This is a genomic window from Flaviramulus multivorans, assembly GCF_021728415.1.
GTDB classification, from domain to species: domain Bacteria; phylum Bacteroidota; class Bacteroidia; order Flavobacteriales; family Flavobacteriaceae; genus Sabulilitoribacter; species Sabulilitoribacter multivorans.
Genome location: NZ_JAKKDV010000001.1, coordinates 273,231 through 289,115 on the forward strand (window position 1 = coordinate 273,231; position 15,885 = coordinate 289,115).

Annotated in this window: 18 protein-coding genes; all 18 read right to left on the reverse strand. The window is 32.0% G+C overall.

Features of this window, described 5'->3' with window-relative positions:
• Positions 1 to 1,326, reverse strand: coding sequence for a TolC family protein (locus L3X39_RS01215; protein WP_237229553.1), 1,326 nt, complete (start codon positions 1,324 to 1,326; stop codon positions 1 to 3).
• A gap of 16 nt (positions 1,327 to 1,342) precedes the next feature.
• Positions 1,343 to 2,467, reverse strand: a complete 1,125-nt coding sequence (locus L3X39_RS01220; protein ID WP_237229554.1) for an efflux RND transporter periplasmic adaptor subunit — start codon at positions 2,465 to 2,467, stop codon at positions 1,343 to 1,345.
• A gap of 25 nt (positions 2,468 to 2,492) precedes the next feature.
• Positions 2,493 to 3,737, reverse strand: a complete 1,245-nt coding sequence (locus tag L3X39_RS01225; protein WP_237229555.1) for an ABC transporter permease — start codon at positions 3,735 to 3,737, stop codon at positions 2,493 to 2,495.
• Between the two features lie 2 nt (positions 3,738 to 3,739).
• Positions 3,740 to 4,969: an ABC transporter permease gene (locus L3X39_RS01230; RefSeq protein WP_237229557.1), complete on the reverse strand. Its 1,230-nt coding sequence runs from the start codon at positions 4,967 to 4,969 to the stop codon at positions 3,740 to 3,742.
• Positions 4,962 to 5,663 carry an ABC transporter ATP-binding protein gene (locus L3X39_RS01235; RefSeq protein ID WP_237229558.1) on the reverse strand — a complete coding sequence of 234 codons (702 nt, stop codon included), beginning with the start codon at positions 5,661 to 5,663 and terminating at the stop codon, positions 4,962 to 4,964. Before L3X39_RS01235 ends, L3X39_RS01230 begins: the two co-directional genes overlap by 8 nt.
• Positions 5,664 to 5,747: 84 nt before the next feature.
• Positions 5,748 to 5,969: a hypothetical protein gene (locus tag L3X39_RS01240; RefSeq protein WP_237229559.1), complete on the reverse strand. Its 222-nt coding sequence runs from the start codon at positions 5,967 to 5,969 to the stop codon at positions 5,748 to 5,750.
• A 1-nt stretch (position 5,970) separates the two neighbouring features.
• Positions 5,971 to 6,498 (reverse strand): DUF420 domain-containing protein, encoded by a 528-nt coding sequence (locus tag L3X39_RS01245; RefSeq protein ID WP_237229561.1) that lies wholly within the window; start codon positions 6,496 to 6,498, stop codon positions 5,971 to 5,973.
• Complete coding sequence (locus L3X39_RS01250; protein WP_237229562.1) at positions 6,491 to 7,237, reverse strand: SCO family protein; 747 nt, start codon at positions 7,235 to 7,237, stop codon at positions 6,491 to 6,493. Before L3X39_RS01250 ends, L3X39_RS01245 begins: the two co-directional genes overlap by 8 nt.
• 68 nt (positions 7,238 to 7,305) lie before the next feature.
• Complete coding sequence (locus L3X39_RS01255; RefSeq protein ID WP_237229563.1) at positions 7,306 to 8,022, reverse strand: hypothetical protein; 717 nt, start codon at positions 8,020 to 8,022, stop codon at positions 7,306 to 7,308.
• A 94-nt stretch (positions 8,023 to 8,116) separates the two neighbouring features.
• Positions 8,117 to 8,497 carry a cytochrome C oxidase subunit IV family protein gene (locus tag L3X39_RS01260; protein WP_237229564.1) on the reverse strand — a complete coding sequence of 127 codons (381 nt, stop codon included), beginning with the start codon at positions 8,495 to 8,497 and terminating at the stop codon, positions 8,117 to 8,119.
• 21 nt (positions 8,498 to 8,518) lie between these two features.
• Positions 8,519 to 9,496, reverse strand: coding sequence for a cytochrome c oxidase subunit 3 (locus L3X39_RS01265; RefSeq protein ID WP_237229571.1), 978 nt, complete (start codon positions 9,494 to 9,496; stop codon positions 8,519 to 8,521).
• Between the two features lie 45 nt (positions 9,497 to 9,541).
• Positions 9,542 to 10,123 (reverse strand): cytochrome c oxidase subunit 3, encoded by a 582-nt coding sequence (locus L3X39_RS01270; RefSeq protein ID WP_237229572.1) that lies wholly within the window; start codon positions 10,121 to 10,123, stop codon positions 9,542 to 9,544.
• 2 nt (positions 10,124 to 10,125) lie between these two features.
• A complete protein-coding gene (gene cyoE, locus L3X39_RS01275) occupies positions 10,126 to 11,019 on the reverse strand; it encodes a heme o synthase (RefSeq protein ID WP_369411602.1) in 894 nt (297 codons plus the stop codon).
• Positions 11,020 to 11,124: 105 nt separating this feature from the next.
• Positions 11,125 to 13,224: a gliding motility outer membrane protein RemB gene (locus L3X39_RS01280; RefSeq protein WP_237229574.1), complete on the reverse strand. Its 2,100-nt coding sequence runs from the start codon at positions 13,222 to 13,224 to the stop codon at positions 11,125 to 11,127.
• A 188-nt stretch (positions 13,225 to 13,412) separates the two neighbouring features.
• On the reverse strand, positions 13,413 to 14,198 hold the full coding sequence (locus tag L3X39_RS01285; RefSeq protein ID WP_237229577.1) for an energy transducer TonB: 786 nt from the start codon (positions 14,196 to 14,198) through the stop codon (positions 13,413 to 13,415).
• 127 nt (positions 14,199 to 14,325) lie between these two features.
• Entirely contained in the window at positions 14,326 to 15,045 is a 720-nt protein-coding gene (locus L3X39_RS01290; protein ID WP_237229579.1) for an energy transducer TonB, read from the reverse strand.
• A gap of 60 nt (positions 15,046 to 15,105) precedes the next feature.
• On the reverse strand, positions 15,106 to 15,483 hold the full coding sequence (locus L3X39_RS01295) for a VanZ family protein (protein ID WP_237229581.1): 378 nt from the start codon (positions 15,481 to 15,483) through the stop codon (positions 15,106 to 15,108).
• Entirely contained in the window at positions 15,476 to 15,856 is a 381-nt protein-coding gene (gene gcvH / locus L3X39_RS01300; protein ID WP_237229582.1) for a glycine cleavage system protein GcvH, read from the reverse strand. The genes L3X39_RS01295 and gcvH overlap by 8 nt, the downstream gene beginning before the upstream one ends.
• Positions 15,857 to 15,885 lie beyond the last annotated feature (29 nt).

Genomic DNA, 15,885 nt, shown 5'->3' on the forward strand with positions numbered 1-15,885 from the left:
TTAATTCGTTAAAGATTTTCCCATGTAAAAGTCTAAAACTTTTGTTTTAAAAACAAAATCATATTTAGCATTTATTAAAGAAGATTCTGCATTTATTAATTGCACCCTTGCTTGCTCTAAATCAAACGCAGTCATTGCTCCAATATCGTATCGCTCTTTTGAATTATTAAAAGCTAAACTTTGAGATTCTAATGACTTTTTAGCAGCTTCAAAAGCTTTAAAAGCCGCTTGAGCATCGGTAAAGGCCCTTTGAATATTTGACTCTAAATTTAACTTTGCTTGATCAAGATTAAGTTTGCTATTTTCTTCTTGAATTTTGGATTTAGCAACAGCAGTTTTATTTTGAAATCTTGAAAAGATAGGAATATTTACATTTAAACTTAAGTTATGTCCTTTAAATAAATCTAATTCTCTAAAAAATGCTTGCTTTATAAAATCATTTTTCGATTCACTCCAAACCGATCCAAAACCATACCCTAAACTTACTGATGGGTAAAAACCAGCCTTTGAAATTTCAGTACCTAATTTAGCATTTTCAATATCTTTTTCGGCTACTTTAATTTCGTTTCTGTTTTCTAAAGCATAATTTAAAACAGGTTTTACGTCACTGTACAATAAAGCTGCCGAAGGATCATCTATACTAATAAATTCAATATTAAATCCTTCAAAGGGCACTTGTAATAATTGTGATAAAGAAAGTAGTGATAAGGTAAAATTATTTTCGGCCAAAGTAACTTGCTGCGCATCTCTACTTAAGGTCGCTTCAGCATCAAAAATATTAGCCTTAGGTTGAACACCAGCATCTACCAAATCTTGAACTTGATTTAATTGTTTTTCACTAAACTCATATTGTGCGGTGGCAGTTTCTAGGTTTTCTTTATTAAATAATACATTTAAATATGCATTAACAACATTTAGTGAAATATCGTCTTTAATTCTATTTAATTCCAGCTCGTTTGTTTCTCTATTAAGCTGTGATTGCTTATATAAATTTAAAGTTCTGAAACCATTAAATACATTCTGATTTACACTTAAATTATAATTAAATGAATGCGTTGTCTGGTTATTAATACGTTGGTTTGTAACAGGATCGAAACCCGATCCAATACTCATTCGCTGACCTAAACTACCGTTAAAAGATGGTAAAAACTGACCTCTTGCTGCAATAATATCTTGTTCATTGATTAATAACGTGTTTTCACCTTGTTTTACGGTAATATTATTTTCTAGAGCATGATTTACACATTCTTGTAACGTCCACGTTTTTTGCTGCGCAAATGAGGAAACACCTGCAAGAATTAAACATGCTACTAAAATATTTTTCATTTGTTGTAGGTTTATATTAATCATTTCCTTCTTCCTCATCTTCATTATCTTTTGACGCTTTATTCCAAACTTTAATTTTATCACCCATTTTTACACCTTCGGTAATTTCTACATTTATACCATCAGATAACCCCAGTGTAACATTTTCTTTTCTATACTTTTTATCGCCATCTAAAATTTCAACAAATGGTTTTTCAGTAATTCTATTGTATTGAAGTAAAGCTTCTCTAATTGCTAAAACACTGTCTTTAGCTTCAATATCAATTTCTGCATTGGCGCTATATCCTGCTCTAATGTTTGTTGAAGCATCTATTTTTACATCTGCTTTTATAGTAAATTGAACAGCACCATTTTCTTCAATACCTTTTGGTGCAACAAAGGTTAATTTTGCTGGAAACTCTTTATCATTAATAGCCCCAAGAATAACTTTTATTTCTTTTCCTTCTTTTATTTTACCAACTTCGGCTTCATCAACTTTACCTTCAAAAATCATAATACTCATATCTGCTATGGTTGCAATAGTAGTCCCAGCATTAAAGTTATTACTTTGAATTACTTGATCGCCCTCACGAACAGGTATTTCTAATATAGTTCCTGGAATTTGTGCAATTATATTTGTATTTGCTGAACTACCTCCTGAGATAGAACCCCTTTTGATTATTTGGTAATCGTTTTGAGCTTGTGCTAAGGTTTCTTTTGCTTGATTGAATGAAAGTTCACTATTTTCGAAGTCTTGCTGTGAAATAACTCCTTTTTCAAAAAGCGCCTTGTTTCTTTCGTACAAAGTTTTAGCATTATCATACGATAATTTTGTTGATGCTATTCTACTACTTGCACTTACCAAACTTTGTTCGTTTGGCACCACTCTAATTTTAGCAATTAAATCCCCTTTTTTAACAATATCACCCTCTTCAACAAGAATTTGATCTACAATTCCTGAGATTTGAGGCTTTAATTCAATTTCTTCTTCGGGATTTAACTTACCAGTTGCCACAGCTTTTGTATTGATAGATGTATAAAAAGGTTCTTCAACTTTAAATTCTTCTAATGCTTTTGAATTGGAATCTTTAAAGTACTTTAATACAAATGCTAATAGTACGATAACAACTAATACTAAAATAATTTTTACTGTTTTATTCATTTTGGTTATTCTTTATTCTTATTGTTTATTCTTCTCTTAATGCTTCTATTGGTTTTATGCTTGTTGCCTTAAATGCTGGAATTAAGCCAATTAAAGTCCCTAAGGCTACTAATATTAGTAAGGCGATAAATACTACCGCAATTGATACGGATGCATTTACAATGGCTGCGTCGGCTCCTTGCCCGAAAAAATGGTCTAATAAGATAAGAATCCATCCTCCAGTAATGATGCCCAAAACACCCGCTACTAAAGTTAAAAATACAGCCTCTACAACTATTTGTCTTTTAATTTCAAAAGGGGTTGCTCCTAAAGCACGACGAACACCTATTTCTTTGGTGCGCTCTTTTACCGTGATTAGTAATATATTCCCGATTGCGAAAACGCCTGCTATTAGTGTTGCTATACCTACAAACCATGTTAAAAACTGCATACCAATTAAAAATCCGGTAAGTTTTGCAAACTCCTTCCCTAAATTAAAACTCCCGAAAGCTTGGGTATCTTTTGGATGAATGTTATTTAAGTTTTTAAGTATGAGTTTTGAGTCTTCCTCTATTTGCTTGATATCATATTCAGGTTTACCGGTTATCATCATCCAACCTATTCTGTCTCCTCTATTATATATTTGTTGAAATGTGGTAAATGGAATATGCATATCAGTGGATGGCCCCATGTTTACATTACCAACCTCGAAAAGCCCAATAACTGTAAAGTTTATGCCGTTAATTTCAATATACTTACCAATGGCTTCTTCATCTTTTTCAAACAATTGTTTATAGGCATCTTCAGAAATAGCAACAACTTTTTTATTATCATCAATATCATTTTGATTTATAAAACGCCCATGTATTAATTTCTTCTTTTGCAGTTGGTCCAATAATGGATAATCGCCGGCCATTTGAAAACCACCTGACAAAAAGTTTCTTGTTGCAGTTACTCGTGTTTGACTTCTAGGTAAGACAAACTCTATACCTTCAACATTTTTTTCAATATTTTTCGCGTCTGATAATGATAATTTTACCTCTCTACCTTCTTGAAACCCTTTAAAAGGTCTGCTTGTACTTTGTCCCCAAACAAACACACTATTTGTAGCAAAGCTTCCGAACAGCCTGTTAAATGAGTTTTCTAAACCTCGTGCTGAACCGAGTAATCCTATAAGTAACAAAATACCCCACCAAACACCTACCATAGTAAGGATAGACCTAAGTTTGTTTTTACTTAAGCTATCAAAAACTTCTTGCCATGTATCTCTATCGAATAAAAATCTAAACATAATTAATCGTTTCTTAAGGCTACTATCGGTTTAATTTGTGACGCTTTTTTTGCTGGCAGATATCCAGCTATGGTTCCCGCAATAATTAAAGTAATAGTTGCTCCAACCACTAAACTATTACTCACTCCAGGGTTTGTTATAAAATATTCTTTTAAACTAGGGCCTACTAATTCTAGGACACCTACGCCTATTAACAATCCTATGTAGCCAGCGATAGCGGTTATGATTATTGATTCAATTAAAATAATTGAGACAATAGATCTGGGTGATGCTCCTAATGCTTTTCTAATTCCAATTTCTTTGGTACGTTCTTTTACAATAAAAATCATAATATTACTAATACCAACAATACCAGCTATAAGAGTACCAAATCCAATAATTAATATTATAAAGGTTAAACTGGTAGTCATAATATCCACCTGTTTTGTACCTTCAGCCATATTCCACATTCTAATAGCTCGCTGATCACTTCGTGCCACATCAAACTTATCTTTTAAACTGTTTTTTATTGAATTCCCAAAAGCCATAGCTTCATCTGAACTCATTTCTGGGTTATACGTCAAATGCATTAAATCAACAAAATCATTATTACCATAAACAAACTGGGTTGTAGTAATTGGCATATAAATAACACTCTCTTCGCTATCCCCTTCATCATCTGTAAAAACTCCCACAATTTTGTATTGAATACCACTTAGGTTTATATATTTTCCAATGGCTGTTTCCTTAAAAAATAAATCTTCTTCGACGGTTCGACCAATTACAACAACTTTGGCATTATTGTCTAAATCATTATGATTTATATAACGCCCTTCTTTAATGACGTTATTTTCAATAAACATGTACTCAGGATATACTCCTCTAAGTTCATAGTTGTTTTTTTCGCCCTTAAAAGAAGCTGTTACACTTCTATTTACTTTAGATGTAATAAACTGAACTTTATCTTCAAACTTATCTAATATAAACTCTCGGTCTTCATTTGTAAATTGAATCCTCCTACCTACTTGAAGCCCTTTATGTGCTTTCGATGTTGTTCCTGGAAAAATGACTATGGAGTTATTAGCATCGGTTCCGAAAGCTTCTTGAAAAGTGTTTTGTAAACCATTAGCAATGCCGAAAAGAATGGCAAATAATAATATTGCAAAGGCCACAGTAAAACCAGATAATAAACTTCTGGTTCTGTTCATATTAATACTCTGAAATATTTCTCTCCAAAGATCTAAATCAAACATATTGTTCTGCTCTTACCTGTTCTACTTTTTTATCCTCCATTATTACACCATCACGCAGTCTTACAATACGCTTACACATGTTAGCAATATCCTCTTCATGTGTTACCATGAGTATCGTTTTACCTTCATCATTTAATTGCTGAATAAACGCCATAATTTCATAAGAAGTTGTAGTATCTAATGCACCCGTAGGTTCATCAGCTAAAAGTAGTTTTGGGTTTGCTGCTAATGCTCTGGCTATAGCTACACGTTGGTTTTGACCTCCTGAAAGTTCTTTGGGTAAATGTTTTGCCCAATCTGCTAGACCTACTTTTTCAAGGTGAAACATTGCTTTTTCTTGGCGTTCTTTTCGTTTCATGCCTTGATAATATAACGGTAGTGCCACATTTTCAAGTGCATTTTTATAATTGATAAGGTTAAAAGATTGAAAAATAAATCCTAAAAATTTATTTCTGTAAACAGCCGCTTTCTTTTCAGTTAAGTTTTTAATAGGTAACCCATCTAAAATATACTCACCAGAATCTGCTTCATCCAGCATACCAATGATGTTAAGTAAAGTAGACTTTCCGGAACCCGAAGACCCCATAATAGCCACCATTTCACCTTCTTCTACCGAAAGATCTATTCCTTTTAAAACATGTAAACTTGAGTCTCCTATTGGGTAGGATTTATGCAGTTGGTTTATTTTTAGCATTACATTATTATGATTAGTGAGCACAAAGCTTTTAAATTAGACTAACGTTACAAAGAATTGTTACAAAATAAGTTAAAAAATATTTTATTTCTTTTTTAACGTATTGTACTTTCTATAAATAAAGTACCCAATACCAGCAACCAGTATGTATGGAATTGCCATAAGATAAACAATTCCATCATTTATACCTTCTGCAGCAGTTTGTCCTTCTTCACTTTCTAAAACCGCACGACACATAGCGCATTGTGCATTACTTTTTAGAAAAAAGAAAAGAGAGAAGAGAGAAAAGACAATCTTTTGTTTCATATTAAAGGTAATATGGTGAAATCATAATATAAACAATCACTCCAGTGACTGCAACATATAGCCATAGAGGAAATGTAATTTTTGCTATCTTTTTATGTCTTTCAAAATTCTTTGTAATAGCTCTAACATAGGTTATTAAGACAAATGGAATAACAGCTACCGACAATGCAATATGGCTTATTAATATGAAATAATATAAAGGCTTTAAACTACCTTGATAACGTGTAGAATCGCTAGTCATATGATACAATACATACATAACCAAAAATAGGACTGAAAGCAGGATTGCAAATTTCATAAGATTTTCATGTGCTTTTCTATGTCCCTTTTTAATTTTAAAAACAGCTAATATTAAAACCAATGCTGTAACGGCATTAATCGTTGCGTAAATAGGCGGCAGAAAAATAGGAAGCTCAATATCTAACTTTACACCAAACAATGCTGCTACCGCTAAAGGAATAATTATTGATAAAGCAACAATTAGCTTATTATATTTTTTTTCGTCCAAAATGTTTTGTTCATTATTCATTAAGCAATTTTTTTATGTCTTGTTTTAAGGCACTAATCTCTTCAGGTACGCCATCTTCATCTACTTTTTCTTCTTCAGAAATAATCCCTCTATAATATATAATTGGGTTTCCAAATGTATCTTTTCTTGAGCGTATAAATCCGTTTTTATCTATTAGGGCAAAATTTCCCGAATGTTCAAAACCACCTAATACATTTTCGTTTTCTGCAGCGTAAATATAAAAACCCGTATTTGCCAGATTGTAAATATCTTCCTTATTCCCTGTCAATAAATTCCAATTAGGATTAGTCATTCCATATTTTTGGGCGTACTCTTTTAAAACTTCAGGATTATCATGTTCTGGATTTATTGTAAAAGAAGCAACACCAAAGTTTTCAAAATCTTTAAATGTATTTTGAATTTGTACTAAGTTTAAATTCATTCTGGGGCAAATTGTAGGGCAGGTTGTAAAAAAGAATTCAACCACATATACTTTACCTAGATAATCTTGATTTGTGACGGTTTCGCCGTCTTGGTTGGTAAAACTAAAGCTAGGCACTTTACGCTTCTCACCATTGTTTTCGATAAAAACCAAGTCTGAAAGTGTTGATTTAGAATCATCAGCATAATCGCTTCTACTTTCATTTCTAATAACATCATTATTAGAAATTCTATCCATTATTCTTGGGATAAAAATAATTCCAAATACCAAAATAATAAATGCGATCCCTATGTATGAATAATTAGTTTTTTTGCTCATTTTTCTTTTATTAGTTCTCGATACGACTTCAATAATTATCGAAATAACTCGAACTGACATTTATTGTATTATTCTTCTTGAGGTTTTAAATCATCAGCCCTTCGTGTATCCGAGTTAAATTCGCCTTTTCGTTTTTGACGATATTCGGTAAATAAAACACGTAAATCGTCACTCATTTTATTTTTTATTTCAGCCACTTCAATGCAATCATAAGCTTCTAAACCATAAATAGGTTTATTCTTTTCTATTTCATTATCAGTTCTATCATCAATACGTCCGCGTTGGTTTAAATCTTTATCAATCACAAAAACTTGATCGCTTGATAAATCATTACCTAATTTGGATTTGCTTTTCAAGCTTAAATAAATTTGCTCTAAATCATCAGGTTCTCCAAAAATAAAATGCCAAAATCTTAAATCCTCATACGAACTAATTTCAGTTTTAAGCTTTTCAACTGCATCTTCGGTACCTTTTGGCATTAAAATTACAATTTGAAAACTCTTAAACCCCTTGAATTTATCATACACCAATTCCTTTAAATTTGATGCGGTAATTATTTTTTCTAAAGGATTATATCCTAAAAACCCTAAAACCGTTATATGGTCTTTTAAAACTATTTTCTCTGAACTACTAGAATCAAACTTCTCTATTTCTGAAATGTTTTCATTTATAATATCTAATGGTGTGTAGTTATGAGTTGCTGGATATAAAAACAATAAAAATATAACTGGAAGGAAAAACAAAACTCCTAAAACAACATACCTACTAACTTTTTTATTATCCATTTAACCTACCTTCTTATCTATAAATTTTCGCTTTGCAAAAATAAAAAAAGGCGGTTTAAAAACCGCCTTTTTTTATTTAACTAAATATAATCTTTTAAAAATCTCTTTTTACGTATCCATCTTTATATACATCAAAAACATATCCGCCTTCTTCTAATAAAATAAAGATTAAATATAAGATTAAGAAAACGGCAGTCCAAACCACCATTCTTTGTAATGCCTTGGTTTCATCTCGCATATGCATAAAATCCCAAGTAATATAATACGCTTTAACGATAGTTAAAATGATGAAAATCCAGTTAAGTCCTTTCATTCCTAAAACTTTACCCATTAAAACTTCTGGTTTGTATATCCCTAAAATAACCTCTATTGCTGTTACTATCGTTAGAAAAATTAAAACGCCCCAAATTTTTTGGGTGTTTGATTTGAATTTTATTAATCCTCTAAATATTTCTAATTTATGTGCGTGTGCCATTTTAAACTAATATTATTTTTATTAAACTAGGTAGAAGAATGTAAATACAAATACCCAAACTAAATCTACAAAGTGCCAGTATAACCCAACTTTTTCAACCATTTCGTAGCTCTTACGTTTTTCGTAAGTTCCTAAAATGACATTAAAGAAAATAATTATATTAATAATTACACCCGAGAATACGTGAAATCCGTGAAATCCTGTTATAAAGAAAAAGAAATCCGCAAATAGTGGAGATCCGTACTCATTTACATGTAAGTTGGCTCCCTCAACAACCAGTTTACCATTTTCTTTTACTTGCTTCAAAGATTCCTCTCTAGATAACACCGTTTTGTGTCCATGTTCATCAAGTAATTGCGTTCTTACTAAAACATTTTCATGCGTTTCTAAACCATGAATCACTTCTTCTACAGTATAAGTTGGCAACGTACCTTCGCTTACAAACCAAAGACCGTTTTTACGTTCGTGAGCAGTTCTATCTTTATGCTCAGCAACCACAAAATCTCCTAAAGCAACACGTTGTCCTTCAGTATCAACAAACTGTAAAATATTACCACCTTTTGTTTGAATAGCTCCAAAATCGCCTTTAATAAAAGTAGCCCATTCCCATGCTTGAGAACCAACGAAAATTAAACCACCAATAATGGTTAAAAACATGTATAATGTAACTTTAGCTTTATTTAAATGATGGCCTGCATCAACCGCTAACACCATAGTTACAGACGACATGATAAGAATAAACGTCATGAACGCCACATAAATCATTGGATAATTTCCGTGAAAGAAAGGTACGTGGGTAAAAACCTCATCGGCAATTGGCCAAGAATCAATAAACTTAAATCTTGAAAATCCGTAGGCTGCTAAAAACCCTGAAAATGTTAAAGCATCAGACACGATGAAAAACCACATCATCATTTTACCATAACTTGCATTAAGTGGTTTATTTCCACCGCCCCAAGTTTTGCCTTCTGTTCCAGTATTTACAACTGTAGTACTCATATATGTTGGTTATTATTAAAAGTTGTACAAAAATAATCAAATATTCTATCTAATGAAATATAAAAACAAAAAGAGATAAACCCAAAGGATATCAATAAAGTGCCAAAAAGTTGCTGCTAGTTCAAAACCAAGCATTTTAGTTGCATTATACTTTTGTTTAAAATGATTATAAATTACTACTAACAAACAAATTAACCCAACAACAACGTGCAAAATATGCACAACTGCTATCAAATAAATGTAAGACATGGTTACATTGCTTGTTGGTCCTGTAAAATTATAGCCTAAATCTAAAATTTGTTGAAAGCCCGAAAACTGATTAAAAATAAAAATTGTACCCAAAACAAACGTTGCTACTAACCAAAGGGTTGTTAATAATCTGTTCCCTTTTTTTAAGGCACTTTTGGCCAAAATAAAAGTTATACTACTTATAATAATTACAACAGTGCTAATTACAAATGCATTTGGCAGTTGAAAATCTTTCAACCAATCCGGTCTAGAACTACTTACCACAAAAGCACTCGTCCAACCTGCAAATGACATAATGAGTGAAACGATACCAAACCACAGCATCATTTTTTTTGCTCTATTGTTTTTCTCTTCTTGAGTACCTTGAGTTAAATCCATACTTATCTTATAAATTTATCAATAACATAAACAATTTGCACTAGAGTAATATAGGAAACACTAACCAACATTAATTGTTTTGCTCCCTTTTCAGTCATTACTTTAAATAGACGTATGGCATAATATAGCATCCAAAGACCAAATGCAAAAACGATTACTGCAGCTACAATAGACAATTCTAATCGACCTGTAAAACCAAAAACTGGTATAATTGATACAATTACTGTCCAAATTGTGTACATAATCGTTTGTACCGCAGTTCCTTTATCTTGCTTTCCTGTTGGGAGCATATAAAACCCGCCTTTTTTATAATCTTCAAATAAAAACCACCCTATTGCCCAAAAATGAGGAAATTGCCAAAAAAATTGCAGTGCAAAAAGGGTTCCTGGTTCAATCCCAAAATCATCAGTAGCTGCCACCCAACCTAACATAAATGGGATTGCTCCTGGGATAGCCCCAACAAAAACTGCCAAGGGCGTTTTCGTTTTTAAAGGGGTATAAACACAGGTGTACAAAAATATTGAAATAGCACCAAACATGGCCGTTTGCTTATTGATGGTGTATAATATGATGACTCCTAATAAAGTGAAAACAGAAGCTATTATAAAAGCTGTTGTTACGGACATTCGACCCGCTGGAATGGGTCTGTTTTTTGTGCGATCCATTAAGGCATCTAAATCTTTTTCAATAATTTGATTGAACGCGTTTGATGCACCTACCATAAAATAACCTCCGAAAGCCAATAAAGTAAGTGTTTTAAAGTCAACATTATCAACTCCTAATAAGTATCCTGCTAGGGAAGAAAAAACCACACTTAATGCTAATCGCATTTTTGTGATTTCTTTAAAATCGAATAATAAAGATGGATTCTCTTTAGCTGTTTTTAATCTACCCAAAATAGAATTTTATAACGCATACTGTATTGCGAGTGCAAAGATACTTCATAAAAGGATTTTGAGCAATGGTTTTTATAAGTAAAATGACTTTGAATGCTTTCTGAATTAAAAATCGAAATACCAATTAAACAAATCGGTTCTTAATCCAAAATTAAACCAAACCGTGTTGCTTTTAAATGTTGAGGTGGTCGTAGCCTCAGGATTAAAATTTCTAACAGTAATATCGGTAAATATTTTTAGGTTTGATGCAGGATTAATAAGATAACCCGCTTGTAAATTTCCGTTAAATATATCTGTTTTTATTCCTTGTCCAACCTCAACACCCGTATCGAATGGTCTGTCATCATAACTTCTATATATTTCTGCACCGTAGCTAAAATTATCAGTGCCATCATTAAAATCAAATCCACGAGTACCAAAAATTAATTTAGCATCTGCAAACCATCGTTTATAACGGTAGCGCCCAATTAAAATAAGTTCACTAAAATTTGCACCCCACAAATGCGCCATAGATTGATTGTTATGCCCATAATTGGTAGTAATGGTATTATGCGAAAATGTATAAGGGCGTACTCGGTTATATTCAACTTGAAGTAATAAATTATCAACCTTAAAAGCATCAAAATATTTTAACCCTAACTGATAACCAAACTTATTTTTCCAGCTCCTTTCACCTGCTTTTACATCACTTAACGAAAACTCATCTAAAATAAATTGACTGTAAATATTTATGTTATCGTTCCATTTATATTTTGCCGATGCACCCATAATGGCATTTCCGGAGGCTTGTCCCGTTTCAAATTCAATGGCTCTATAAAAAATGATAGGGTTTAGGTAATTAACATCAAAACCGCGATTATTAGTGTTAGTCCAAATTACCGATTCAAACAATCCTAAATTAAAACGCTTAGACACATTCCAACTTAAATAATGATTCGCCATATATTTAGTTAAAAATGCTCCATCTTGTGTTACTTCAGGTCGAACATCTTTTAACCACATCCATGTGTTGGTATATTTTATTTTCCAAAATTTAGTATTTAATTTTAAAAAAGGGTGTGGACTCGCTACATCACTGAAAAGTAGAGAGCGATATCCATCACCAATAAAATTTTTACCATGACCAAATTGAATGTTTATAAACTTTGCTGGGGTATATGATAAATAGGCCTCAGCAACGGGATAATCATACGAATCGGTTTTAAATCGTTTTGCTATACCTCGTCCAGGAATAATAGCTGGATCTGGTCCAAAAGCTTTTAAACTCTCGGAATATTCATTAACATATTGCGCAAATCGCCCTTGGCTTTCAAAAACAGATGCATAAAAATTAAACTTTTTGCCCAAGCCCCCTTGTATTAAAAAACCTCTGGTATTGTTATACGTTGAATTAAAATCAGCTTCAGTGTCCTTACCAACTTGTAAATCGAAAATAGGATCTATGGTAAACCAATAATCGTCACTTTGTAATTGTACTAAATGTTCATTCCATAATTTTTTTCCAGCCCAAGTATCAGTCTCTTTGTTTAGTCTTTCTTTTTCAGCCTTAAAATCGTAATACTGTGAAACTTCTTCATAAACAAACGGTTTTGATGCCGTGTGACTATTAGCTCCAATTACGTTCATATATCTATCAAAGCGAGCATAATCACTATGTGTAAACTGGATATTTAGTTGGCTGGAGTATGCTTTGTTTTCAAAAGTTTGCAAATTGCTATTAACTTTATCGAACTCATTTTTTGCTTCCTGTTCTAATAGTGAAATTTCATTGGATTTAACTGTATCTTGTGTGGCTATATCTGGATTTACTAAGGGTATTTTAATTCTTATAGAATATTGTTTGAATGTTTTTCTACCATTATAAGTCGCCGGTTTTATTTTAGGAAAGATAGAAAATACTCTTTTTGCTTCCTCTTTTAATTCACGATAAATAGCATCGGTATATATAACCTTAAATTGACCAATCGTATCTACTTCAAAAAGTACCGCAACTTCACCTTTGTAATTTTCAGTTAATACGCTTTCAGGAATTTTGAAATTATCATAAATATGATTGAATACATTTTTATCAAAGCAATTTTGTAAAGAATCAATTGCTACATTTTCGCAATCTGGAAATACTGGTGGTTTTTCGGGCAGAAAATTAACTTGAGAATAACTAAGGTATTGAATTAAAAATAGGACTAGGACAATGAATTGCTTCATTTTTCTTATTAGAATTAATTTAAAACTGAAAGATACTATATTTTTAGATTTTAGTAATACATAAACATTGATAAGTAATTCTAAAATTATAGCCGCTTTATGAGAACCAGAAATAAATTAAGGTTATTTAAAAACCGCTATCATTCTCTTGATAACGGTTTTAAAAGTTTGAAATTATAATTCTTATTTTATTTCACTTGAAAATTTATAGGTAATGTATAAATAACACCTACTTTTTTATCATTTTGTTTACCAGGTGTCATTTCTGGAATGAAATTAATAACCCGAACTGCTTCTTCATCCAATTTTGGATGTGGTGATCTGGTTTTGATATTAGAAACTCGCCCCGTTTTATCAATGGTAAATTGTACATCAATTTTTTGCACACCACTTAAACCATAATTTTCGGCAATATCACTACCATTAAATTTACGTTGAACAAGTTTTGTTATTTTTTCAGACATACACTTTTTCCTATCGCTATTGTTTTTTTCTTTTTCGCATCCAGGGTAAATTGGTGCGTTTTGGATAAATGCATATGGAACGTCTACCGGATCTGGTTTTTTTTCTAAGGTTGGTAAATCACCAAGCTTAAAATCAGGAGCATCCTTTTTTGGCGTTTTTGGTTCATCCATAAACGGAAGCTCAGGAGTATCATTAGGCACTTCTTCAAAACTGGTTGGCTCCTTTTTTCTCTCTTGTTTAATAGGTTCAATTAAATCTGGAACTTTCTTTTTTATCAATGGAATATCTACATATGAAGGTTCTTCAATTGGAGGCAATACTCCATAATTAGGAATTGTAGTCTCAAACTTCATTTCAAGCAAGCCAAAGACTGCTAGTAAACATACAATTAACCCAATTTGAAAATAAAGGGTAGAGTTTTTTTGTAAATTTGTTTCATGCTTTTGCGATTTTTTCACGATTTGCTCATTTTGCCGAATGAGTTCGTGAGCTTTTTTAAGATTGCTCATAATAATTATAGTTTAAATGTTAATATTATGATAAAGTCTCAATAAGCATACCAAAAAAGAAATCCCGTTACAAAAATGTAACGGGATTTTATATTTAATAAACTTCCTTGATTAAAAGGATTAAAGTTTAATCTTGAACTTGGAAAATTATAGGTAATGAGTAAGGAACGTTTACCGGTTTACCACGTTGTCTACCAGGTTTCATTTTTGGTAATAAACCAATAACACGGGCTGCTTCTTTTTCTAACCCTGGGTGTGGAGCTCTAGCACGAATTCCTGTAATATTTCCTGTTTTATCGATTTTGAAAATAACGTTTATACGTTGTCTTCCCGACAATCCTAAATCGCTCGCTAAATCTGTATTGAACTTTCTATTAACAAAATCTGATATTTTTTTAGACATGCAATCTCTCTTGGCTGCATTGTTACCGCTTTCGCATCCAGGGAAAACTGGTACATTTTCAATTACAGAGAAAGGAACATCTATATCTTCTTCTACTTCTTCAACTTCTACCTCTTCAACCTCAACAATTTCAGTTTCTTGATCCACCTCAGTAGATTCAATTACTGTTTCTTCTACTTCTTCTTCATCCTCAACAATCTCAATCACTTCTGGAGCCGCAGGTGGCGGTGGCGGTGGTGGAGGCGTTTGTATTTGTTCAGTAATTGGGATTTCTTCTTCTAATTCTTCATCAAGGTTAAGTTGCCCGATGTCTATATTAGATTTATCATACGTTTTGTAATTAATGGCGTAGTTTGTTAAAAATAACATTAAAGCTAAACCAATGGCAAAGAAAAGAGAACTGTTACGTCCAACATTCGCTTTCGGATTTTTTTTAGGTTCCATAATTTTATACGTTTATCAAGATTGCTAAAATAACTATTTATTTATCAAAAAAGCAAGTGTTTATGAGTTTTTAACTTGTAAAATATGTTTAACCCATAATACCAATGATGCTATTAACACTCCAATCGTGTTTGCTAAAACATCATAAATATCTAATGCTCTTGAAACTGTGATAGTTTCTTGTAATACCTCAATAATTATACCAAAAACAACAGATATTACTATTGAAAAAATAATAGCTCTTCTATTTTTAAACTTATAGGTATTTATGAATGTATTAAACCATAAAAAAGTTAGAACAAAATAGGCTAAAAAATGAAATATTTTATCACCAAAGGAAACTCCAACATCAGGGAGATTATTTAACTTTATTAAGCTAACAAATGCCAGTACTAACGAATAGAATATGGCAATTATAAGCGCAAATTTTTTAAGCACCAATAAGTGATTTATAATCGTCCGCAGACATTAGTGAATCTACTTGAGAAAGATCTGAACACTTTACTTTTATCATCCAACCATCACCATAAGGATCTGAATTTACCTTTTCAGGTTCATCTTCTAAAGCTTCATTAAATTCAATAATTTCGCCTGAAAGTGGCAAAAACAAATCTGATACCGTTTTAACTGCCTCAACGGTTCCAAACACTTCTTCAGCCTCTAAAGTTTCGTCTAAAGTTTCAACCTCAACATATACAATATCGCCTAATTCGCTTTGCGCAAAATCTGTAACACCTATGGTAGCTACATCACCTTCTATTTTCACCCATTCGTGGTCCTTAGTGTATTTTAAATCTGATGGAATATTCATGCTTTTTATTTAAGTTCGTTTATTCAGCA